Consider the following 21786-nt stretch of genomic DNA (forward strand, 5'->3'; position numbering starts at 1 on the left):
TTTGTTTTCCGATTCTGTTTCGACCCTGTCCGCTTCGAGATCACTGGGGGCCGCCGATGTTGACGCGCAAGCAGCACGAACTTCTTCTCTTCATCCACGAGCGGTTGAAAGAGACCGGCATCCCGCCTTCCTTCGACGAGATGAAGGAGGCGCTGGACCTCGCTTCGAAGTCCGGCATCCATCGCCTGATCACGGCGCTTGAGGAGCGCGGCTTCATTCGCCGCCTGCCCAATCGGGCGCGCGCGATGGAAATCGTCAAGCTGCCGGACTCCATGGCGCCAGGGCTGAACGCCGCCAGGAAATTCTCGCCGGGGGTTATCCAGGGCGGCCTGGGTCGGCCGGCGGCAAAGGAACCGGCACGGCTACAGGCTGCCAGCAATGACGATGCCGACAGTGCATCGGTCTCGATCCCGGTCATGGGCCGCATCGCCGCCGGCGTGCCGATCGCTGCGATCGAGAACCGCACCCATTCCATCTCCGTGCCGCCCGACATGATCCACAGCGGCGAGCATTATGCCCTTGAGGTCAAAGGCGATTCGATGATCGAGGCCGGCATCTTCGACGGCGATACGGTCATCATCAGAAACGCGAATACGGCGACGCCCGGCGAGATCGTCGTCGCCATCGTCGATGACGAGGAAGCGACGTTGAAGCGCTTCCGCCGCAAGGGCGACTCGATTGCGCTGGAGGCGGCCAACCCCGCTTACGAGACCCGCATCTTCGGGCCCGACCGCGTCAGCGTGCGTGGCAAGCTGGTGGGGCTGATCCGGCGGTATTGAGAAGAGAACCCTGCGGCAACAGGAAGCGCGCACAGCGTCATCCCGAACGCCGCCGAGCACCCCCGGGGTCTTGCCTCCGGCAAGCCCAAGGGCAGGCTCCGGGCGAGAGCCGAAAGCCGGAATCCAGTCCGGAAGATTGTAGGCCATGGCTGGCTTGAAATAACCATCGCTTCACAAGACGTCCATGGTTACGGATGAAACCCGCGCCTCCCGGAAAAACGGGATGACGCAAAAGCTGGCTTACCTGCTCCGCTTCCGGCTCTTGCTCTGCTGATAAGGTCTTCGAGGCTGATACGGGCCAAGACCTCGTGCCTCGCGCGAGAATTTCCGCTGCATGTGCCAGGGGCGATAGTCTTGTTCGACGGCGAAGAGAATCGTCGGCTGCGTATCCGCAGCTTTAGCGAAGTAGATCGCTGCGCTTCCCCGTCGTGCGAGGTCGCGCGCCGTGATGACGGCGACCAGCGTGTCATGGCACGGATCTCGCGCGGTGGCGTCGGCAATGACGATGAGCGAAGCATAGGCGCAGGCCCGCCGGGCCGCTTTCGCCGTTCGCGCCGTCGCCACGATGGCGCCCGAAGCATGGCGCGCCAGGCACAGGTCATCCCCGCACAGGAACGGGGTTCCCGAGGGCAGGTCCAGCGGACTGTCGAATGCAAACCGCGCATCTTCCCCCATCGGTTTTTCAGGCAGGACGACAGCTTCGGCGTCGAGGGCACGCCGCCAGTTGTCGATGGTGAATTCGTTCGGCCTGTTGCGGCTCGCCGCCAGTTCGCCGCCGCCTATAGGCAGGGCGACCAGTCGCGCGTCCTCGGAGACCAGAGCATCCGGCAGGCGCACCTGATGGATGGTCATCAGTCCGGCCAGGGCGAAGGGCAAGGCGGCCATTCTCAACCTTGTCGTCGCCATCGTGCCGACTATCAGCGCAACGGTGACGAACAGCACCGATCGCCCCGAGATCAGACCGACGCCGTCGAGCGGCGAATGCGCGGCGATCGCTTCGGAGATGGCGATCATGGCGGCAAGCCCCTTCCCCATGACCCACAGGAACGGATAGTCGAGGCCGAACGGCATCAGGATCGCGCTGAACACGGCGAAGGGCATGACGATCAGCGAAGTGATGGGCATGACCGCCAGATTGGCGAAGAGACTGAGCGGGGCGACCCGCTGGAAATGCCATACGGCGTAGAGCGTGGTCGCGCAGCCGGCCACGATCGAGGTCATCGCGGCTCCGCCGACGCCGCCGGCGAGTTTGCGAGCGACACGCGCCGACGCCGATCGCTGCGGCGGCGGCCCCGACGTCCTTCCCGCGTTGCGGTTCGCCCACGCCGCATAGGCGCCGACCAGTGCTGCGGTGGCCGCGAACGACATCTGGAAACTCGGTCCGACGACCTCATGCGGGGAGGCCACGATGACGATGATCGCCGAGATCGCTAGATTGCGCATGGTCAGCGCGGCACGGTCGAACAGGACGGCCAGCAGCATCACCGCCAGCATGATGAAGCTGCGCTCGGCGGCAACGACGATTCCGGAAATCAGCAGATAGGCGGCGATGGCGAAGAGCGCTGCCGCTGCGGCGTATTTCTTGACCGGGCGGCGCGACGAGAATCCCGGGAAAAGCGCGAACGCCCCGCGCATCAGCGCCATCACCGTGCCGGCGACCAGCGCCATATGCAGGCCCGATATCGAGATGATGTGATAGATGCCGGTCTTGCGCATGGCCTCGTTGATCGCGTCGGGAATGCCGGCGCGCACGCCCACGATCAGCGCCGCCGCAATCTCGCCTTCCGGGCCGCCGATGCTGGAGCGGACGCGGTCGGCGACGATGTCCCTGAAGTCTTCGACTGCCGCCCAGGCGCGCGCGCGAAGCGGCACCGGCTTCCCGGCCACGGGCTTGGGAGTGCCGAGAAAAAAGCCGCTGGCGCCGAGTCCGCCAAAATAGCTTTCGAAGGAAAAATCATACCCTTCGGGGCGAACCGGCCCGGTCGGCGGCAGCAGGCGCGCATAGCCCGTGACGGTCGCACCGGGCACGATCCCACCGCCCACGGCGCGTGCCGAAAGCCGGATGCGCTGCGGCTGGTAGCGCAGCTTCGGCCGCGCCGTAGATATGACGTCCAAGGTTAACCGGACGCGCCCGCTTGCCAGATCGTCGATCGAAACGACGCGACCGGTGACATGCGTCGAAATCTCCGCTCCCAACGTGGTCCCGGCCGCGCGCCACGTCTCGAATTTTGCAAGCAGAAGTCCCGCCGCAACGAGAAAGGCTGCCATGCAGGCGAGATGGATGGCTCGACGGTGCGCGGTCGCGACGGCAAGCAGGGCCAGCGCTGATGCAACGGCCAGAGGACGAAACCATCCTGGCTCCAACGAGAGCGAAAAATAGAAGACCGCACCTGCGGCCAGGAACACGGGAACCAGCAGGAAGGCGAGGCCACGGTCCAGTTCCAGTTCCGCGTCCCGGCCTGCGGCGGCTACCAGTGCGACGAGAGAAAAACCGCGCCGCCGGCGGACAAGGCGGCCGACAATGCCGACGTCCGGCGGACGCAGCGGTTCGGGCGATGCAGGCTTTTCAGACGAAGGACTTGCCGGTCGCGCGCCCGGCACAGCCTCCGGCAAGGCGTCGCCAGGCTTTCCGGGCGCAAACAGGGTGCGTTCGCTGAGCGCCTGCGCCCCGCGCGCTTGTGCGTCCGCGCTTCGGCCCCGCCCCGTCATCCGGCCATGCCCCTTGCGCCCTCGACCTCCTATGCTACATGAACGCGCGCTGCGGAAAAGTCCGCAAGTCCCTTCCTTCATCACCCGCCGGCCGGGGAGTTCCATGTCCGATCAGGTTGTCACCCGCTTTGCCCCCTCGCCCACCGGCTTCCTTCACATAGGCGGCGCGCGCACGGCGCTGTTCAACTGGCTCTACGCCAGACACACCGGTGGCAAGATGCTGCTCAGGATCGAGGATACCGACCGCGAGCGCTCCACCGACGCGGCCACGGCCGCCATCCTCGACGGATTGACCTGGCTCGGCCTGACCTGGGACGGCGACGCGATCTCGCAGTTCGGCCGCGCCGCGCGCCATCGCGAGGTGGCCGAGGAACTGGTACGCCTCGGCAAGGCCTATTACGCCTACGAGACGCCAGCCGAGCTCGACGCCATGCGCGAAAAAGCCCGGGCCGAGGGTCGGCCGCCGCGCTACAACGGCCAGTGGCGTGATCGCGACCCTTCCGAAGCGCCGGAAGGCGTTCCGGGCGTCATCCGCATCAAGGCGCCGCTCGAAGGCGAGACCGTCGTTCACGATCTCGTGCAGGGCGACGTGCGCTTTCCCAACAAGGATCTTGACGATCTGATCATCCTGCGTTCGGACGGCGTTCCGACCTACATGCATGCCGTGGTGGTGGACGATCACGACATGGGCGTCACCCACATCATCCGCGGTGACGACCATCTCACCAATGCGGCCCGCCAGACCGTTATCTACCAGGCGATGGGCTGGGACGTACCGAAGATGGCCCATATCCCGCTCATTCACGGCGCGGACGGTGCCAAGCTTTCGAAGCGTCACGGCGCGCTCGGCGTCGAGGCCTATCGCGCCATGGGTTACCTGCCTGAGGCGCTGCTCAACTATCTGGCGCGGCTCGGCTGGAGCCACGGTGACGATGAAGTGATGTCGGTCGAGGACATGATCTCGTGGTTCGATATCGCCGATGTGAACAAGGGCGCGGCGCGCTTCGACTTCGCCAAGTTGGAGGCCCTGAACGGCGTGCATATGCGCGCGATGGACGACGGCCGGCTGACCGGCCTCCTGCTCGAGACCCTGCCCCACCTGCCCTATGGCGAAGCGCTCGCGGACAAACTCACCGACAAGGCGAAGGCGCAGCTTCTGCAGGCGATGCCAGGCCTCAAGGAGCGCGCGAAGACGCTGGTCGAACTTGCCGACAACGCATACTTTATCGTCGCAGACCGCCCGCTCGTGCTGGATGAAAAGGCCGCCGCCATCCTGGACGGGGACGCCAAAGGCGTGCTGAAGGCGCTCCAGCCGATGCTGGGTGCTTTGCCGGAATGGACAGCCGAAACGACGGAAGCCGCCGTCAGGGCCTATGCGGAGCAAGCCGGATTGAAGCTCGGCAAGGTTGCGCAACCGCTGCGGGCGGCGCTGACCGGCCGCTCCACATCGCCGGGCGTCTTCGACGTTCTGGCCGTTCTCGGTCGTGAGGAAAGCCTCGACCGCATCAACGATCAAATCGATTAGGAGAACTGGCCCAAGAAGATTGGCATTGAAAGGAACCTGTTGCGGTGCAACATTAGCCGTTGGCCTAACTTGGCACACCATCACGAATGCAGTAGCACTCCCCGGTCCGGGCCGCGCTCTCAGTTTTGCGGATGCGCACCAGCCTGCGCCGGTTGCTAGGGAAAAAGGAAATCGCCATGTCGGAAGCAGCGAAAAAAGTCGATCTCGATGCGAAAGCCGAAGAAGCGGCGGCGACGATCGAAGTGGCCGGCAAGGCGCATGACTTCGCAGTCCGAAGCGGGACGATTGGTCCAGATGTGATCGACATCGGTTCCCTTTACAAGGATACCGGCGCCTTCACCTATGATCCTGGCTTCACCTCTACCGCGAGCTGCGAATCCGCCATCACCTATATCGACGGCGATGCCGGCATCCTGCTCCATCGCGGCTATCCGATCGACCAGTTGGCCGAGCACGGCGATTTTCTGGAAATCTGCTACCTGCTGCTTTACGGCGAACTGCCGACCAAGGCGCAGAAGGAGGATTTCGACTATCGCGTGACCCGTCATACGATGGTGCACGAGCAGATGACGAAGTTCTTCAGCGGCTTCCGCCGCGACGCGCACCCGATGGCGGTGATGTGCGGCGTCGTCGGCGCGCTGTCGGCCTTCTATCACGACTCGACCGATATCTCCGATCCCTACCAGCGCATGATCGCCTCGATCCGGCTGATCGCCAAGATGCCGACGATCGCTGCGATGGCCTACAAGTATCATATCGGCCAGCCGTTCGTTTACCCCAAGAACGATCTCGGCTTCGCTGCCAACTTCCTGCATATGTGCTTCGCCGTGCCGTGCGAGGAATACAAGGTCAATCCCGTGCTGGCGCGCGCGATGGAGCGCATCTTCATCCTGCATGCCGACCATGAGCAGAACGCGTCGACCTCGACGGTGCGCCTTGCCGGCTCGTCGGGCGCCAATCCGTTCGCCTGCATCGCGGCCGGCATCGCTTGCCTGTGGGGACCGGCGCACGGCGGCGCCAACGAGGCGGCGCTCAACATGCTGGGCGAGATCGGCCATGTCGACCACATCCCCGAATTCATCGACCGCGCCAAGGACAAGAACGATCCCTTCCGCCTGATGGGCTTCGGCCACCGCGTCTACAAGAACTACGACCCGCGCGCCAAGATCATGCAGAAGACCGCGCACGAGGTTCTCGGCGAACTCGGCATCAAGGACGATCCGCTGCTCGACATCGCGATGGAACTGGAAAAGATCGCGCTCACCGACGAATATTTCATCGAGAAGAAGCTTTATCCGAACGTCGATTTCTATTCCGGCATCACGCTGAAGGCGCTCGGCTTCCCCACGACCATGTTCACGGTGCTGTTCGCGGTCGCCCGCACCGTCGGCTGGATCGCCCAGTGGAAGGAAATGATCGAGGATCCGCACCAGAGGATCGGCCGCCCGCGCCAGCTTTATATCGGCGCAACCGAGCGCGACTACGTGCCGATCGCGAAACGGTAAAATCGGGCAGTCGGCAATTATGAACGAGTTGATCGAGGAGGCGGCGTTGCGGCGCCGGCTGATCATCCCGACTGCCGACTGCCCATTGCCGACTGCTTCACCACTCCCATCACCGCCTCCGCCGCCAGGTCTCCCGCCGGCCGGTCCGTCTCCATCCGTCGGCGCACCTCGGCGAAGCCGTCCTTTTGCCAGGCGCGCATGCCGCTCTCCACGAACAGGGCTTCCAGGTGCCGCGCAAGGTTTTGCGGGCGCACATAGCGGTCGTAGAATTCCGGAACCACCGGCCGGTCGGCAATCAGGTTGGGAAGCAGGGCCGACCACGTCGTTATCAGCCCCTGCGCCATCCGCATGACGGGGTCGAGCCGGTAGGTAGAGACCATCGGCACGCCGCTCATCGCCAGTTCCAGGGAAACGGTGCCGGAGGCGATCAGCGCCGCGTCGGCCTCGCCGAAGGCCCGCCATTTGTCCTGAGCCTCGATGAGGATTTGCGGCCGGTGTGCCCAGCCGGCGACCGCATCGCGGACCAGATCGGCGACATGCGGCACCGTCGGCAGCAGCAGGCGCAGCCTGTGGCCCCGCGACGCAAGCACCGAAACCGTCTCGCCGAACGGCTCGATCAGCCGGCGCACCTCACCCCGGCGTGATCCGGGCAGCAGCAGCAGCGTCTTCTCGCGCTCCGGCGACAGGTCGCGCGGCGCGGCCTGCATCGCGGCGGCCGCATCGACATCAGCGTCTCGCGTCAGCCGATGGCCCACATAGACGCCTTCCGGCCCGCCCAGCCGTTCCAACTCGGCAGGCTCGAACGGCAGGAGGCACAGGATGCGGTCGACATGATCCCGCATCGCCGCCGCCCTGCCCGGCCGCCACGCCCACACGCTCGGGCAGACATAATGCACGATGGGAATGGACGGATCGGCCGCCCTGACCTTGCGCGCGACCCTGAGCGCGAAGTCGGGACTGTCGATTGTGACGAGACAGTCGGGTTTCTGCGCGACGATGGCGTCGGCGGCCTGCCCGATCCGGCGCAGCAGGCGCGGCAGGTCGCGCAGCACCGCGCTGACGCCGACCAGCGCGATGTCGCCGGCGTCGAAGATCGACGACAGGCCGAGTTCGCCGAGATGGCGCCCGCCGACGCCGGCAAGCTGGACGGTGCGGCCCGTCAGACGCTGCAGTGCGCGCACCAGATCCGCGCCGAGCAGGTCGCCCGATTCCTCGCCGGCCACCACGGCGAGCCTGAAAGGACGTGAGGTTTCCTGTTTCGTCTCAGCCATGATCGTCTCGCGCCTCGAGGCCGACGACGAACAGGCCGAGCCGGTCGGCAAGGGAGACCATGTCGGGACCATCCATCACCAGCGAGCGGCCGGCCTCGATGCCGACGCCGGACAGGCCGGCCGCATGCGCGAGTTCCACCGTCTGCGGGCCGATCGTGGGCATGTCGGCGCGCATCTCCTGGCGCGGCTTGGCGCATTTGACCAGAACGCCGCCGGCCTTTCCGGCCAGGCGCCCGTGCTGGCGAAGGTCCTTCACGCGTTCCAGCATACCGTTGGTTCCCTCGATGCCTTCCAGCGCGATGACGCGGCCGCCGATCGCCACCGCGCCCTGACCGATGTCGAGGCCGCCGATGGCCTTGGCGGCGGCATAGGCGGCGTCGAGATTGGCCTTGTCGGACGCCGCAGGCGCCTTGCGCGTCAACGGCCCCTCTCCGGCGACGAGGTCCGGCACGAGCTGGTGCGCGCCGACGACCGTGAAGCCGCGCGTCTCAAGCCCCCTGATGACGACGCGCAGCAGGCCGTCGTCGCCCTTGGCAAGAGCGGCCACGACAGTCGGGACGATCGCCAGCAGCCCTAGGCTGATGCGCATCGCCGCCAATCTCGGACGCCTGCGGATTTCGCCGGCCAGCACGACATGGGTGACGCGATGGCGCTTCAGCGTCGCCACCAGCGAACCGAGTTCCTCCAGCGTCAGTACGTCGTGGTCGAAGCGATCGAGCCCGGAATCGGGAGACGATTCACCCGCCACGATCAGCACGAACGGGTTCAGTCCCTGTTCCGACAGACAGTTGGCGACCTCGACGGGGAGCGCGCCGCCACCGGCGACGATGCCGACCCTGGAGCCGGCGGGAAACTGGAAGCGAGGCGCCTTGTCAGTCCTCGTCATCGCCGCCGTCACCGCCTCCGCCCTTCAACGGCGGCACGGTATAGTAGCGTTTGTCGCGGGTCGAGATGAAGTCCACGATCTTCATGACGGTGGGCGAGCCGGAGAACTCGGCCCTGGCCTTCCCGACATTCTCCGAAACGGGATGCGCGGGATCGAAGATCATGCGATAGGCGCGCCGCATCGTCTGGATTTCCGACCGGGCCATGCCCGACCGCTTCAGGCCGATGATGTTGAAGCCGCGCAGCTTGGCGCGGTTGCCGACGGCGATCGCATAGGGGATGACGTCGCCCACGACGGCCGAGCAGCCGCCCAGGAAGGCGTTGTCGCCCACCCGCACGAACTGGTGGACCGCCGTCAGGCCGCCGATGTTGACGTTGTCGCCGACCTCGCAATGCCCGCCCAGCGTCGCGCCATTGGCAAAGGTGCAGTTGTCGCCGACGATGCAGTCATGCGCGATATGCGAATAGGCGAGGAAATTGCCGTTGTCGCCGACGACGGTGGTGCCGCGGCTGGTATCGGTGCCGGTGTGCATCGTCACGTTCTCGCGGATCGTGCAGTTCTTGCCTATGACGAGCGTGGTGCGGCCGCCCTTATGCTTGGTGTTCTGCGGCGGCGCGCCCAGCGTGGTCATCGGATAGACCCTGGTTCCGGCGCCGATGGTGGTGGCGCTGAGCACAGATACATGGCCGACCAGTTCGACGCCGTCGCCGATGACGGCTTCCGAGGAAATGTGGCAGAACGGCCCGATGCGCACGCCCGCGCCGATCTGCGCTCCCGCTTCGATGACGGAAGACGGATGGATAACTGTCTGATCTTGCATGGATATCGGAACTCAGTCGTTGTCGACCATCATCGCCTGAATCTCGGCCTCTGCGACCTTGGTGTCGTCGACGATGGCCTCACAGGCGAATTTCAGGAGGTTGCCCCGCTTCTTGAGCTTTTTTACGTGAATGCGCAACTGGTCTCCCGGCACGACGGGCTTGCGGAACTTGGCGCCGTCGATCGTCAGGAAATAGACCAGCGAGGGTTTGCCCACGCCGGCGGCGCGGATGCAGATGGCGCCCGCCGTCTGCGCCATCGCCTCGACGATGAGCACGCCCGGCATGACCGGCTGGCCGGGAAAATGGCCGAGGAAATGCGGCTCGTTGAAAGTGACGTTCTTCACCCCGACGGCCGAGTCGTCGCCGTCGATGTCGATGATACGGTCGATCATCAGGAAGGGATAACGATGCGGCAGGAGCTTCATCAGCCCGTGAATGTCGACCGCCTCGAGTGTCGTCGACGCGCCGTCAACCATCCTTGGTCCCCCTGCCGTGCTTGGTGAAATTGCGTATCGCGGAAAGCTCGCGAAAGAAATCCCGCATCGGCTGGGCGGGCATGCCTGCCCAGCGTTCCCCGGCGGGAATGTCGTACATCAGCCCGGCCGACGCCGCCACCTGCACCCGGTCGCCGATGGTCAGATGGTCCGCGATGCCGACGCGCCCCCCGAGCATCACGTAATCGCCGAGCGTCACCGAGCCTGAAATGCCGCAATGGCCCGCGATGATGCAGCCGCGGCCGATGCGGACGTTGTGGGCGATCTGGACGAGGTTGTCGATCTTGGTGCCTTCGCCGATGACCGTGTCGGCCATGGCGCCGCGATCGACCGTGGTGTTCGAACCCACCTCCACGTCGTCCTGGATGACGACGCGGCCGATCTGCGGCATGCGCTCCGGCCCCTTGGCGCCGGAAACGAAGCCGAAGCCGTCCTGACCGATGCGCGCGCCGCCGTGGACGACGACACGGTTGCCGATCAGCGCATACTGGACGGAAGCGCCCGGCCCGACATAGCTGTCGCGGCCGATCTGGCAATGGCGGCCGATGACCGCATTCGGCGCGATGACGGTGCCGCTGCCGATGCCGACGCCCGGTCCGATGACGGCACCCGCCTCGATGACGGCGCCAGGCTCCACCTTGGCCGCCGGATCGACAAAAGCCTGTGGTGAGACGCCTGTTTCCGACGTGAGCGGTTCCGGCGTCGCGGCGGCGGGAAAAAGCAGCCGCCCCACCATGGCGAACGCCTGCTGCGGCCTTGGATTGACCAGGACGGCCACGCCGGCCGGCGCCTTGTCGGCGAATTCCGGCGGGCAAAGTACCGCCGTGGCGGTCAGCGCCGCCATCAGTTCGGCATTGCGCTTGCCTTCCACGAACACCAGCGCGTTCGTGCTGCCGTCGCCTGCGGCGGCGATGGTCTCGATGATGGCGTCGGCATAGGCCGCATTGGCAAGCGTGGAACCGGTCAGGTTCGCGACTTCGGTCACCGTGTACCGGCGCGAAGGGACAAAAAACACCGGATCGGTCATTCCAGAACAATGTCCAGTCTGGTCGGAACGCCGTTTCCGGGCCAAATGTCCGGAAACGGCTTCACCCGAGCATCAGAAGCGGGTGGAGATGCCGAAATTGAATTCCTGCGTATCGTCGGTGTCTTCCTTCGCGAGCGGGATCGCGTAGTCGATGCGCAGCGGACCGAACGGCGAAGCCCACATCAAGCCGATACCGGCCGACGCGCGCCATTTCATGTCGTCGGAGCCGGGCTTAATTCTATTCGAAGCCAACTCAGTGCCATAAAGCGTGGCAGCGTCTGCAAATACCGCACCGCGCAGGCCAAGGCTCTCAGGAACAAGTGGCAATGGGAATTGCGCTTCGGCCGAAGCATTAAAGTACGTGGTGCCACCCAGATGGTCATTTTCATTATCTGATATTGGACCAATGCCGTTGTATTCGAAGCCACGGATCATGCGGTCATTGTTTTCGAAGTTGTCAAAGATACGCAGGCTCTTATCACCATAACTGGAGATATAGCCCGCACCGCCGGACAAAACACCGACGATGTCGAGCTCTTCAGAAAGGGTCTGATAGACAGAAGCGCGCGCCGTGAATTTGTAGAACTTGGCATCACCACCAAGACCGGCAAATTCAGCACCAACATTGGCAAAGATGCCATAATGCGGATTCTTTGGATCGTCGATCGTGTTGTAGGTAATACCGCCGCTGACCGACGACTTGAGCCATGGACTCTGGTCGATTCCGTCCAAAATAGCCTGCGAGACATTGCAAGTTCCGCCATCTGAAGGCAGGACGCAATCGTCATCACGCTCATATTTCTCCTGAGAAATATTGTAGGCGAGCTGAGTCGAGATGTTGTCGGTGATCGGCAGGCCGAAGCGGATGGTGGCGCCGGTGCTTTGCGAATCGTAGTCGTCATATTCGCGCGTCGAGCGGTAGATGTCGAAGCCCGCCGCGATGCGGCGGCCGAGGAAATACGGCTCGGTGAAGGAGAAGCTGTAGTCGCGCGAATGCTTGCCGCCGCCGGCGGACAGGCTGATGTACTGGCCGCGGCCGAGGAAGTTGCGCTCGCTGATGCCGCCCGAAAGCGAGGGGCCGGGCGTGTCGCCGCCGGTCGAATAGCCGGCGCCGATGGTGAACTGGCCGGTCGATTTCTCGACCACGTTGACGACCAGAACCACCTGGTCCGGCTCCGAGCCGGGCGCGGTGGAGATATCGACCTTCTCAAAGTAATCAAGCTTCTCCAGGCGCTTCTTCGCGCGCTGGATCAGAACCTGGTTGAAGGCGTCGCCTTCGCTGACGTCGAACTCGCGGCGGATGACGTAGTCGCGCGTGCGCGTGTTGCCGCGAATCTCGATGCGCTCGACATAGGCCTTCGGCCCCTGGTCGATCGTGTAGGTGACCGAGATCGTGTGGTTCTCGAAATTGCGGTCGCCGCGCGGCGTCACCTGGGCGAAGGCATAGCCCTGTCCCGCCACCCGCTCGGTCAGCGCGACGATCGAATCCTCGACGTCCTTGGCGCTGTAGACATCGCCCTTGTGCGATTCGACGACCGACTGCAGCGCATTGGCATCGACTTCCGGAATCGAGGAATCGACGCTGACGTCGCCGAAGGTGTAGCGCTCGCCCTCCTCCACGGTGATGTTGACCGTGTAGGCGTTCGTCGCATCGTCGAGCTGACCGAAGGCCGAGACGACCTGGAAGTCGGCATAGCCGTGGTTGTAGTAGAAGCGGCGCAGCAGCTCTTCGTCGGCCTTCAGCTTCTCCTCGTCGAACACGTCGTCGCGCAACAGGAACGACAGCATGTTGGAACGCTTGGTGTTGATGACGTCGGAGAGCCGGCGGCTCGAATAGGCGTGGTTGCCGATGAAGTTGATGGCCGCAATCTTGGTGCGGTCGCCTTCGTTGATGTTGAAGACGACGTTCACGCGGTTCTCGCCGAGATCCATGACCTGACCGCTCACGGTGGCGTCGTCGCGCCCGATATGGGAATAGGCCGCCTTGATCGTCTCGACGTCGGCATCCAGCGCGGCCTGCGAGAACGCGCCGCGCGGCTTCAACTGCACCGTATTGGAGAGCTGGGCGTCCTTCAGCTTCTTGTTGCCCTGGAACAGGACCTGGTTCACCACCTTGTATTCGGACACGGTAACGACCAGCGCGGACCCCACCTGGTTGATCTGCACGTCCGAAAACAGGCCGGTACCGAACAGCGACTTCACCGCGTCGTCCACGTCGGCGCTGGAGAAGGATTTGCCGGGCTTGATCTTGATGTAGTTGCGGACGGTCTCCGCATCGACGCGCGAATTCCCGCGCACTTCCACCCTGCTGACGACGGCAGCCTGCGCCACGGACGTGGCGACAAGCTGCAAAGCGAGCGCCGACGGCACAATCAGGGCGGCGGACAAGGCCGCCGCGGACGCGGCGCTCATAAACTTGGATGCTGCCTTCATCGGGCTTTAAAACCTTTTTCTCGAAGTCCCCACGGCGAGAAAACCGGACGTCGCGGTCGAATTCTCATACCGTAATAACCGGATTTTCCCTACACGCAAGGCTTCTGGTTAATTTGTATTTACTTCCCCAATCGGCGTGGCTTTCGCGTCACGCCAATCCCTCGCCATGGTAAACGAGCCCTCAACGGCGGACCGTTCCGGAGGGAATTTCTTCATGATTTCAGCAGCCAAACAGGTCGTTCCAGAAAACGAAGCCCATGAAGGCCAGCACGAGCACGAAACCGGTCCTGTAGACCGCCTCCATCGCGCGCTCCGAGACGGGACGCCGCAGCACGGCCTCGATGGCGTAGAAAAGCAGATGCCCCCCATCCAGCGGCGGAATCGGCAGCAGATTCAGGATCCCGATTCCGACCGACAAAAGGGCGATCAACTGCACCAGCCATTCGAATCCGAGCTTGGCCGCCTGCTCGGCCATGCCGGCGATGCGCACCGGCCCGCCGAGCTGGCACCTGTCCTCCCGCCCGACCACGAAACGCTTGAGGAACTGACCGGTGCGCTGGACGATGTGGCCCGTCTCCTCGACCGCCGCAACGACCGCCCCGGCGGGCGAATAGGTCACCAGACGAGGCTGCCCCATCTCCCTGTTGTTGACGACGCCGATGACGGCGAGCTTGACCTTGTTACCCAGCGCGTCTTCCTGTTCCATCAGCCGCGGCGTTGCGACCACGGTCACGTCCTTGCCGTCGCGCAGCATCACGAAGGTGATGGCGTCGCCGGCTCGCCCGGAAACGAGCCGCTGCACGTCGGCGAAGCTCTCGACCTTGGTGCCGTCGATGCTGACGAAGCGATCGCCCGGCTGGATGCCGGCCTGTTCGGCGGGGCTGCCTGCGGTCACCTCGGCGACCATGGGCTCCGACACGTAGCGCCCATAGGCTGAAAACAACACGGCGAAGACGGCGATGGTCAGCAGGAAATTGAACAGCGGACCAGCGAACACGGTGGCCGCACGCTTCCAGATCGGCTGCGTGTGGAAGGCGACGCGCCGCTCGTCCTCGCTCAGCGCCTCCAGTTCCGTGGAATCGGGCGTGGACGTGGCGTTCATGTCGCCGACGAACTTGACATAGCCGCCGAGCGGGATGGCGCACAGCTTCCAGCGGGTGCCGTGGCGGTCGTTGAAGCCGACCAGTTCCGGGCCGAAGCCGATGGAAAACGCCGTCACCCCGATGCCGCACAACCGGCCGACGAGGTAGTGACCCATCTCGTGCACGAACACCACGACCGTCAGCACGAACAGGAACGGGATGATGGTGCCCAGAACAAAGGCCTGCGTGCTGTGCGCGGCGGTAAGGATATCGTTCAATTGCTGCCCTCGGTTGCGCTGAGGCTGCCTCGAGACTGTGCCGGCAAAGCCGGCAAATCCGTGACCATTGCAAACGGCTTCCGGCCGATCGTCACATCGGGAACAGTCCCGATGCCGGATGATCGGCCGAAGCCATCAGCCAACCGATCACGTATAGGGCGAGCGCGGCCGCGACAAGCCCGTCGACGCGGTCCATCACGCCGCCATGACCGGGAATGACGTGGCCGGAATCCTTGCGCCCATGCCGGCGCTTCACCCATGATTCGAAGAGATCGCCGGCCTGGGAGACGACCGACAGCGCCAACGCCGCGAACCCCAGCAGAACGAGATTGCCCGCTCCCGCAACGATGGCGACCAGCAGTCCGGCGACGATTCCGCCAACGGCACCGCCCACCGCGCCGCTGCGGGTCTTGCCGGGCGAGATCGCCGGCGCCAGTTTCGGTCCGCCGACCGCCCTGCCAACGAAATAGGCGAAAATGTCGGTCGCCCAGACCACAGCGAACAGGAAGAGGATCGCAACGAGGCCCGAGCGGTCGCCGCCCCGCAGCATGGCCAGTGCGAATCCGGACAGGCCCGCATAGGCGATGCCGGGAGCATCCCATCGGCTCGTCCCGGCCAGTTTTGCTGCAACCGCCCAGGCCACCACCGCGACAGCCAGCAGGCCAAGCAGCACCATCGCCGGCAGGCCGGCGATCAGCGCGATCAGGAAAACGGCCAGCAGCGCGTCCGGCACGCGGGCCAGCAGCCCTGCCCTGCCGCCCTGACGCGCCATCGCCGCCCATTCGAGGAAGACCGCCCCGGCGACGACCGCCGCAAACAGCCGGAACGGCAGGCCGCCCCACCATGCCAGCGCAAGGGTTAGCGCCGCCATGACGATGGAAGAAAGGACGCGGACCTGGAGATTGCTCATGCGGCCGCCATTCACGGTCCCGCCGCTCACAGGGCGACGTCTTGCGGCGCCAGCCCGCCGAAGCGGCGCTCGCGGCGGCCGAACTCCCGCACGGCTTCGGCGAGATGGTCGGCGCTGAAATCGGGCCAGTAGCAGGGCAGGAACGCCAGTTCGCTGTAGGCCGCCTGCCACAACAGGAAGTTCGACAGGCGCAATTCCCCGCTGGTGCGGATCACCAGTTCCGGATCGGGAATGCCGGCCGTGTCGAGCGCGCTGGAGAACGCGGCGGGCGTGATGTCCTCGGGATCGATCTCACCGCGCGCAACGCTCAGGGCGAGCTTGCGAGCGGCGCGCGCGATCTCGTCGCGGCCGCCGTAGTTGAAGGCGATCGCCAGCGTGAGCGCGCCGTTGCCCGCGGTCAGCAATTCAGCCTCCTCCAGGAGGCTGCGGATCTCGGGCTGGAGAGTGGCCCTGTCGCCGATGACGACGACTTTCACGCCATTCTGGTGAAGTTCGGCAAGGTCGCGGCGAATGAAGATTTTCAGCAGCCCCATGAGGTCGCTGACTTCGGATTGCGGGCGCGACCAGTTCTCGGAGGAAAACGCGTAGACCGTCAGATAGGCTATGCCGAGGCCCGGCGCTGCACGGACCGTCCGGCGCAAGGCCTCGACGCCGGCGCGATGGCCGGCAAGGCGCGGCAGGCCGCGCGCCTTGGCCCAGCGGCCGTTCCCGTCCATGATGATCGCGACATGCGCGGGGGTTGCCCCGTAGGTTGTCATGGTCTCGCTTTCGAACCGGGGCCGCGACGGCCGCCGACCCTAAACCTGCATGATTTCCGCTTCCTTTTCGGCAAGCAGGCTGTCGATGGTGGAGATCGTCTCGTCGGTCAGCTTTTGCACGCGGTCGGATGCTTTGCGTTGATCGTCCTCGCTGATATCGCCGTCCTTTTCGGACTTTTTGAGGAAGTCCATGCCGTCGCGCCGGACATGGCGCGCCGCGACGCGGGCATTCTCGGCATAGCCGTGCGAAATCTTGACCAGTTCCTTGCGCCGCTGCTCGTTGAGCTCAGGCAGCGGGATGCGCAGGTTGGTGCCGTCGACGATCGGATTGAAGCCGAGATTGGATTCGCGGATCGCCCGGTCGACAGCCCCGACCATCGACTTGTCCCAGATGGAAACAGAGATCATGCGCGGCTCAGGCACCGAGATCGTCGCCACCTGGTTGATCGGCATGGCCGTGCCGTATGCCTGCACCTGGACCGCATCGAGCAGGTTGGAGGAAGCGCGCCCGGTGCGCAGCGACGCCAGATCCTGCTTGAAGGCGGCGATGGCCCCGTCCATGCGTCGTTTGAGATCGTTGTAGTCGCCGCTCATCGTCGTCTCCCCGGCCCTTTTGCGGGCCCACTGAATTCAGGCGTGACCCTTGTTGTCACCAAGCCCCTGTGTCAATCGTCGGCGACGACCGTGCAACGGCCGCCACCCTTGAGTATCTCCCCGAAGCCGCCTTTCTCGTGGATTGAATAGACGATTATGGGAATGTGGTTTTCGCGCGCAAGCGCAATCGCAGCCGTATCCATGATGGAAAGGCCGCGATTGATGACTTCGGCATGGCTGATGCGCTCGAAGCGCGTGGCGGCCGGATCCTTCTTCGGGTCGGCCGAATAGACGCCGTCGACCTGCGTTCCCTTGAACAGCGCATCGGCGCCGATCTCGGCGGCGCGAAGCGCGGCGGCTGAATCGGTCGTGAAAAACGGATTGCCCGTGCCGCCGGCGAAGATGACAACCTTGCCCTCGTTCATGTAGGCGGTGGCCTGGCGCTGCGAGAAGCTTTCGCACAGTTCCGGCATGGCGATCGCCGACAGCACCACGGCGTCGACGCCGATCTTGATCAGGGAAGTGCGCAGGGCCAGCGAATTGATGACCGTCGCCAGCATGCCCATATGGTCGCCGGTGACGCGGTCTCCGCCCTTGGACGCCACCGCCACGCCGCGGAAGATGTTGCCGCCGCCGATGACCACGCCAACCTCGACACCCAGCGAGCGCGCCTCGGCGATGTCGGCGGCGATGCGGTCGACGACCGACACGTCGATGCCGAAATGCTGCTCCCCCATAAGGGCTTCGCCCGACGCTTTCAGGAGAACACGTCGGTAAAGCGGCTTCATCTGACCCCCGGGGTTTTCTCATGCGCCCGACCGGACGGCGAACCGGCCCGATGGCTACTTACTGGTTTCGTGATTCCGACCCGATACACGAAGGGCGCCGCGATGTCACGCGGCGCCCTTCGTCAACAGGTTCTGAGGGAACGGCTTACTTCTTGACAGCCGCCGCGACTTCCGCCGCGAAATCGCTCTCTTCCTTCTCGATGCCCTCGCCCAGCGCGAAGCGAACGTAGGCGGTGATCTTCGCCGGCGCACCGATTTCCTTTTCGGCTTCCTTGAGCGCTTTCTCGACCGTCAGGTCGGGATTGATCACGAAGGCCTGCTTGAGCAGCACCACTTCCTCGTAGAACTTGCGCAGCCGGCCCTCGATCATCTTCTCGATGACGTTCTCGGGCTTGCCGGAAGCGCGCGCCTGCTCGGAGAAGATCGCCTTCTCACGCTCGACCGCAGCCGGGTCGAGCTCGTCGGTCGACAGCGCCAGCGGATTAGTGGCGGCCACGTGCATGGCGACCTGGCGGGCAAAGGCGCCGGCCTTGTGCGCATCGCCGGTGGTTTCGATGGCCACCAGGACGCCCAGCTTGCCGAGATTGTCGGCCACCGCGTTGTGGATATAGGTCGCGACCGCGCCCTGCGAAACGGCCAGTTTCTGCGAGCGGCGGAAGCCCAGGTTCTCGCCGATGGTGCCGACGGCGTCACGGATCGTATCGGTGACCGACTTGTCGGAGCCCGGATATTTCGCGTTCGCCACGGCGTCGGTGTCGCCATAGGCCAGCGCGACCTTGGCGACATTCGCCACGATCTGCTGGAAGGCCTCGTTGCGGGCCACGAAATCGGTCTCGGAATTGACCTCGACGATCGCCGCCTCGCGAACGCCGGCGTCGACGCCGATCAGGCCCTCGGCGGCGGTGCGGCCGGCCTTCTTGTCGGCCTTGGCGATGCCCTTGGCGCGCAGCCAGTCGACCGCCGCCTCCATGTCGCCGCCGGTCTCCGCCAACGCCGCCTTGCAATCCATCATGCCTGCGCCGGTCAGGTCGCGCAGTTCTTTGACCTGTGCTGCTGAAATGCTCATTGTCGCCTCTTTGTCTCAAACGGACGCATTCGGTACGAATGCGCTGGCGCACCATCGAACCCCGATGATGCGCCGCCTAGGGCGCGATAGCGCGCCCGAATTTCAGGAAGATGAAAGCCGGATCACCGGCTTTCGCTCAGCCTTCCGAGGAATCGGCGGCCGGAGCCTCCGTCGCCGGGGCTACCGCCGCGGGAGCTTCTTCGATGGCTGGCTCGACAGGAGCCTCTTCCGCAGCGCCGACATCGACGCCCAGCGCGCCCTGCTGACGGGCGATGCCGTCGATGGCGGCCTTCGCGATCAGGTCGCAGTAGAGCTGGATGGCGCGCGCCGCGTCGTCATTGCCGGGGATCGGGAAGTCGACCTTGTCCGGATCGCAGTTCGAATCGACGATGGCCACGACCGGAATGCCGAGGCGCTTGGCCTCCTGGATGGCGATCGCCTCCTTGTTGGTGTCGATCACGAACATCAGGTCCGGCGTCGAGCCCATGTCCTTGATGCCGCCCAGCGCCTTGTCGAGCTTCTCGCGCTCGCGGTCGAGGTTGAGGCGCTCCTTCTTGGTGAAGGCTTGGGCCTCGCCGCTCGACAGCATCTCGTCGAGCTTGCGCAGGCGCGAAATCGAATTGGAGATCGTCTTCCAGTTGGTCAGCATGCCGCCGAGCCAGCGCGAGTTCACGTAATACTGTGCCGAGCGCTGCGCGGCGTCGGCCACGATGTCCGAGGCCTGGCGCTTGGTGCCGACGAACAGCACGCGGCCACCGCGGGCGACGGTGTCGGAAACCTGCTTGAGCGCCTGATGCAGCAGCGGAACCGACTGCGACAGGTCGATGATGTGGATGTTGTTGCGGGCGCCGTAGATATAAGGCGCCATCTTCGGGTTCCAGCGGTGGGTCTGGTGGCCGAAATGAACACCAGCTTCCAGAAGCTGGCGCATGCTGAAATCAGGCAGAGCCATTCAAAAGTTCCTTTCCGGTTGGCCTCCACGGACAACGGCGTTCGGGAACAGCCCCTTGCGCCACCGGCGGTCGCCTCCGGATTTCTCCCGGTCGGAAACCAAAGTCCGTGTGTGGAATGCGGCGGCATATAGAGGGGAAGCACCGCAAATGCAAGCGCGACGGACAGACTCGGGCAAACACGCTCTATCGTCTGACCTTTCCGCCCTTCACCCTCACGCGCCGGAACACCGCGACGATCTCCTCGCGGCTGCATTCGACGGCGCCGAACCGGACCGCGCGGTCACGCTCCAGCCCGGTGATGTCGTAATGCGGCGCGGACGTCTTCGGCGGCCCCTGGTAGGACGATCGCTTCACGCCCAGATGCGCGGCGAAACGATGGAGTTCCGCCTCGTCGTCGGCAAGCATGTGGCACCAGCGCCGCCCGGCGTAGCGCCATATCGCCGCGTCGACATAGACAGCCACGAGCGGCCTACTGGTTGCAGGCTTTCTTCGGGCTGGCGTTGAACAGCGCCAGATTGACCAGTTTCCCGGTCATCGAGAACTCGCCATAGTCCATCGTCAGGTCACGCGTGACGCCATTGGGATTCAGCTTGAAGCTGATCCGGTATTCCGGCAATTCCTCGCCGTCGCCTGCCTTGCTGTCGTCGAAATAGGCGATGTCGACCGGCCAGTATTTGTCCTTGGCGAGCTTGTTGAGCGCCGGCAGTTCAGGATCGTCCTTGGCTGCCACCACCGGCTTGCCGACGATGACCGTCGTGCTCATGATCCGGTCCGCGTCCTCCGATCCGTCGAACAGGTTGGTCTGATAGAAGGTTTCCCCCTTCTCGGCCTTGCCGATCAGCTCTTCCAGATGCTGGGTCGGGAACTGGGTCGGCCCGAGGTTCAGGGTCTGCTTTTCCGGCTTGTCGAGCGCGACCCTGACGCCTTTGGCGTCCTTCGTCGCCGTTCCCTTCACCTCCTTGTCGAGCGCCTGGTCGACGAAGGATTTGGTCACGAAGGAAAAGGTCTTGCCCTTCGCGTCCTCGAACGTCGTGGTCTGCTGGTCGGTCAGGCGCGAATTGTCGCTGGTGTCGATCTGAGTGACGAAGCGGAACTTGACGGTATAGCCTTCGCAGGGCGAACCGTTGAACTCATAGACCATGCGTCCTGTAAGTCCCGTGATTCCGGAGCGATCGCTCGCCTTGTCGAGCGACAGGTCATAGACGGCCCGGTGCGGCTGAAGCAGCGGAAGTGCGGCCGCCGGCTGGATCGCCACGGCAAGGGCAAGCACTGTCGAAGAAAGAAGAACGCGCGCTGCGCGCATGGGCGGGCTCCGGGCTCGCGGCTGGGGCAAGCCGCAGGGAAAGATGGACCACGTTAAAAAAAGTCGTGGCGGAAGCGAGGCAAAAATAGCAATTTCGCCCCAACCGACACGGCTCCATCAAGCAATAGGGAAATAGCATGAGCGAAACAATCGAAAAGCGGCTGGCGGATATGGGCATCGTCATCCCGGCCGCCGCCGCGCCCGCGGCGAACTACGTTCCGTTCGTGTTGAGCGGCAATTTGCTTTTTCCCTCCGGCCAATTGCCGATGAAGGACGGCAAGCTGGCGGCGACGGGCCTGCTCGGCCGCGACCTCGACACGGCGGCCGGCCAGGAAGCGGCAAAGCTTTGCGCGATCAACGTTCTGGCGCAGGCCAAGGCGGCGCTCGGCGACCTGGAGAGGATCAGGCGGCTGGTCAAGATCAATATCTACGTCGCTTCGGCGCCGGGCTTTACCGAGCAGCACCTGGTCGGCAACGGCGCCTCCGACCTGTTCGCGGCCGTGCTCGGCGAGCGCGGAAAGCATGCCCGCGTGGCGGTAGGCATGGCGGCCCTACCCCTTAACGCAGCCGTCGAGATCGAAGCCGTCATCGAGGTCGAGTAGCT

20 protein-coding genes are annotated in these 21786 nt (G+C 64.5%); 4 read left to right on the forward strand and 16 right to left on the reverse strand.

The window, feature by feature from the left end; genetic code table 11:
* Window positions 1-56 precede the first annotated feature (56 nt).
* Window positions 57-779, forward strand: coding sequence for a transcriptional repressor LexA (gene lexA, locus ABMA46_RS10965; RefSeq protein WP_348999386.1), 723 nt, complete (start codon window positions 57-59; stop codon window positions 777-779).
* A gap of 240 nt (window positions 780-1019) precedes the next feature.
* Here lexA and ABMA46_RS10970 read toward each other — a convergent pair whose 3' ends face one another.
* Entirely contained in the window at window positions 1020-3488 is a 2469-nt protein-coding gene (locus ABMA46_RS10970; RefSeq protein ID WP_348999387.1) for a ComEC/Rec2 family competence protein, read from the reverse strand.
* 103 nt (window positions 3489-3591) lie between these two features.
* Between ABMA46_RS10970 and gltX the strand changes: the two genes are divergently transcribed.
* Together gltX and gltA are read left to right on the forward strand one after the other, a co-directional pair.
* Window positions 3592-5013 (forward strand): glutamate--tRNA ligase, encoded by a 1422-nt coding sequence (gltX, locus tag ABMA46_RS10975; RefSeq protein WP_348999388.1) that lies wholly within the window; start codon window positions 3592-3594, stop codon window positions 5011-5013.
* Window positions 5014-5189: 176 nt separating this feature from the next.
* Window positions 5190-6518, forward strand: a complete 1329-nt coding sequence (gene gltA, locus ABMA46_RS10980; RefSeq protein WP_348999389.1) for a citrate synthase — start codon at window positions 5190-5192, stop codon at window positions 6516-6518.
* Window positions 6519-6580: 62 nt separating this feature from the next.
* On the opposite strand, the gene lpxB is transcribed toward gltA, so the two are convergent.
* The 15 genes from lpxB to ABMA46_RS11055 form a co-directional block, all read right to left on the reverse strand.
* Window positions 6581-7789, reverse strand: a complete 1209-nt coding sequence (lpxB, locus tag ABMA46_RS10985) for a lipid-A-disaccharide synthase (RefSeq protein ID WP_348999390.1) — start codon at window positions 7787-7789, stop codon at window positions 6581-6583.
* Window positions 7782-8675 (reverse strand): LpxI family protein, encoded by an 894-nt coding sequence (locus ABMA46_RS10990; RefSeq protein WP_348999391.1) that lies wholly within the window; start codon window positions 8673-8675, stop codon window positions 7782-7784. The genes lpxB and ABMA46_RS10990 overlap by 8 nt, the downstream gene beginning before the upstream one ends.
* Window positions 8662-9495 carry an acyl-ACP--UDP-N-acetylglucosamine O-acyltransferase gene (gene lpxA / locus ABMA46_RS10995; RefSeq protein ID WP_348999392.1) on the reverse strand — a complete coding sequence of 278 codons (834 nt, stop codon included), beginning with the start codon at window positions 9493-9495 and terminating at the stop codon, window positions 8662-8664. The genes ABMA46_RS10990 and lpxA overlap by 14 nt, the downstream gene beginning before the upstream one ends.
* A 12-nt stretch (window positions 9496-9507) precedes the next feature.
* Window positions 9508-9972 carry a 3-hydroxyacyl-ACP dehydratase FabZ gene (fabZ, locus tag ABMA46_RS11000; RefSeq protein WP_348999393.1) on the reverse strand — a complete coding sequence of 155 codons (465 nt, stop codon included), beginning with the start codon at window positions 9970-9972 and terminating at the stop codon, window positions 9508-9510.
* Window positions 9965-11017, reverse strand: coding sequence for a UDP-3-O-(3-hydroxymyristoyl)glucosamine N-acyltransferase (lpxD, locus tag ABMA46_RS11005; protein ID WP_348999394.1), 1053 nt, complete (start codon window positions 11015-11017; stop codon window positions 9965-9967). The genes fabZ and lpxD overlap by 8 nt, the downstream gene beginning before the upstream one ends.
* A 72-nt stretch (window positions 11018-11089) precedes the next feature.
* Complete coding sequence (gene bamA / locus ABMA46_RS11010; RefSeq protein WP_348999395.1) at window positions 11090-13450, reverse strand: outer membrane protein assembly factor BamA; 2361 nt, start codon at window positions 13448-13450, stop codon at window positions 11090-11092.
* Between the two features lie 220 nt (window positions 13451-13670).
* Window positions 13671-14810, reverse strand: coding sequence for an RIP metalloprotease RseP (gene rseP, locus ABMA46_RS11015; protein ID WP_348999396.1), 1140 nt, complete (start codon window positions 14808-14810; stop codon window positions 13671-13673).
* Window positions 14811-14901: 91 nt separating this feature from the next.
* Window positions 14902-15720, reverse strand: coding sequence for a phosphatidate cytidylyltransferase (locus ABMA46_RS11020; RefSeq protein WP_348999397.1), 819 nt, complete (start codon window positions 15718-15720; stop codon window positions 14902-14904).
* A gap of 26 nt (window positions 15721-15746) precedes the next feature.
* On the reverse strand, window positions 15747-16478 hold the full coding sequence (locus ABMA46_RS11025) for an isoprenyl transferase (protein ID WP_348999398.1): 732 nt from the start codon (window positions 16476-16478) through the stop codon (window positions 15747-15749).
* A gap of 39 nt (window positions 16479-16517) precedes the next feature.
* Window positions 16518-17072, reverse strand: coding sequence for a ribosome recycling factor (gene frr, locus ABMA46_RS11030; protein ID WP_348999399.1), 555 nt, complete (start codon window positions 17070-17072; stop codon window positions 16518-16520).
* A 71-nt stretch (window positions 17073-17143) separates the two neighbouring features.
* Window positions 17144-17860: a UMP kinase gene (pyrH, locus tag ABMA46_RS11035; protein WP_348999400.1), complete on the reverse strand. Its 717-nt coding sequence runs from the start codon at window positions 17858-17860 to the stop codon at window positions 17144-17146.
* A gap of 145 nt (window positions 17861-18005) precedes the next feature.
* On the reverse strand, window positions 18006-18926 hold the full coding sequence (gene tsf, locus ABMA46_RS11040; protein ID WP_348999401.1) for a translation elongation factor Ts: 921 nt from the start codon (window positions 18924-18926) through the stop codon (window positions 18006-18008).
* Window positions 18927-19062: 136 nt separating this feature from the next.
* Entirely contained in the window at window positions 19063-19878 is an 816-nt protein-coding gene (rpsB, locus tag ABMA46_RS11045; protein WP_348999402.1) for a 30S ribosomal protein S2, read from the reverse strand.
* Between the two features lie 184 nt (window positions 19879-20062).
* The gene (locus tag ABMA46_RS11050) at window positions 20063-20341 is read right to left on the reverse strand and encodes a DUF4031 domain-containing protein (protein ID WP_348999403.1); all 279 of its coding nucleotides are present in this window, start codon (window positions 20339-20341) and stop codon (window positions 20063-20065) included.
* A 7-nt stretch (window positions 20342-20348) separates the two neighbouring features.
* Window positions 20349-21182: a cell envelope integrity EipB family protein gene (locus ABMA46_RS11055; RefSeq protein WP_348999404.1), complete on the reverse strand. Its 834-nt coding sequence runs from the start codon at window positions 21180-21182 to the stop codon at window positions 20349-20351.
* A gap of 137 nt (window positions 21183-21319) precedes the next feature.
* On the opposite strand from ABMA46_RS11055, the gene ABMA46_RS11060 reads away from it, so the two are divergent.
* Entirely contained in the window at window positions 21320-21784 is a 465-nt protein-coding gene (locus tag ABMA46_RS11060) for a RidA family protein (protein ID WP_348999405.1), read from the forward strand.
* Window positions 21785-21786: the final 2 nt, after the last annotated feature.

Origin of the sequence: Mesorhizobium hunchu, from assembly GCF_040081975.1 — a bacterium.
GTDB lineage: Bacteria > Pseudomonadota > Alphaproteobacteria > Rhizobiales > Rhizobiaceae > Mesorhizobium > Mesorhizobium hunchu.

Bases quoted from the DNA above. Each gene is read 5' to 3' on its own strand.
- lpxB (WP_348999390.1), bottom strand. From the start codon at position 7,789: ATGGCTGAGACGAAACAGGAAACCTCACGTCCTTTCAGGCTCGCCGTG.
- lpxD (WP_348999394.1), bottom strand. From the start codon at position 11,017: ATGACCGATCCGGTGTTTTTTGTCCCTTCGCGCCGGTACACGGTGACC.
- ABMA46_RS10990 (WP_348999391.1), bottom strand. From the start codon at position 8,675: ATGACGAGGACTGACAAGGCGCCTCGCTTCCAGTTTCCCGCCGGCTCC.
- lpxA (WP_348999392.1), bottom strand. From the start codon at position 9,495: ATGCAAGATCAGACAGTTATCCATCCGTCTTCCGTCATCGAAGCGGGA.
- ABMA46_RS11060 (WP_348999405.1), top strand. From the start codon at position 21,320: ATGAGCGAAACAATCGAAAAGCGGCTGGCGGATATGGGCATCGTCATC.
- ABMA46_RS11055 (WP_348999404.1), bottom strand. From the start codon at position 21,182: ATGCGCGCAGCGCGCGTTCTTCTTTCTTCGACAGTGCTTGCCCTTGCC.
- rpsB (WP_348999402.1), bottom strand. From the start codon at position 19,878: ATGGCTCTGCCTGATTTCAGCATGCGCCAGCTTCTGGAAGCTGGTGTT.
- gltX (WP_348999388.1), top strand. From the start codon at position 3,592: ATGTCCGATCAGGTTGTCACCCGCTTTGCCCCCTCGCCCACCGGCTTC.
- ABMA46_RS11025 (WP_348999398.1), bottom strand. From the start codon at position 16,478: ATGACAACCTACGGGGCAACCCCCGCGCATGTCGCGATCATCATGGAC.
- fabZ (WP_348999393.1), bottom strand. From the start codon at position 9,972: ATGGTTGACGGCGCGTCGACGACACTCGAGGCGGTCGACATTCACGGG.
- bamA (WP_348999395.1), bottom strand. From the start codon at position 13,450: ATGAAGGCAGCATCCAAGTTTATGAGCGCCGCGTCCGCGGCGGCCTTG.
- lexA (WP_348999386.1), top strand. From the start codon at position 57: ATGTTGACGCGCAAGCAGCACGAACTTCTTCTCTTCATCCACGAGCGG.
- tsf (WP_348999401.1), bottom strand. From the start codon at position 18,926: ATGAGCATTTCAGCAGCACAGGTCAAAGAACTGCGCGACCTGACCGGC.
- pyrH (WP_348999400.1), bottom strand. From the start codon at position 17,860: ATGAAGCCGCTTTACCGACGTGTTCTCCTGAAAGCGTCGGGCGAAGCC.
- frr (WP_348999399.1), bottom strand. From the start codon at position 17,072: ATGAGCGGCGACTACAACGATCTCAAACGACGCATGGACGGGGCCATC.
- ABMA46_RS10970 (WP_348999387.1), bottom strand. From the start codon at position 3,488: ATGACGGGGCGGGGCCGAAGCGCGGACGCACAAGCGCGCGGGGCGCAG.
- gltA (WP_348999389.1), top strand. From the start codon at position 5,190: ATGTCGGAAGCAGCGAAAAAAGTCGATCTCGATGCGAAAGCCGAAGAA.
- ABMA46_RS11020 (WP_348999397.1), bottom strand. From the start codon at position 15,720: ATGAGCAATCTCCAGGTCCGCGTCCTTTCTTCCATCGTCATGGCGGCG.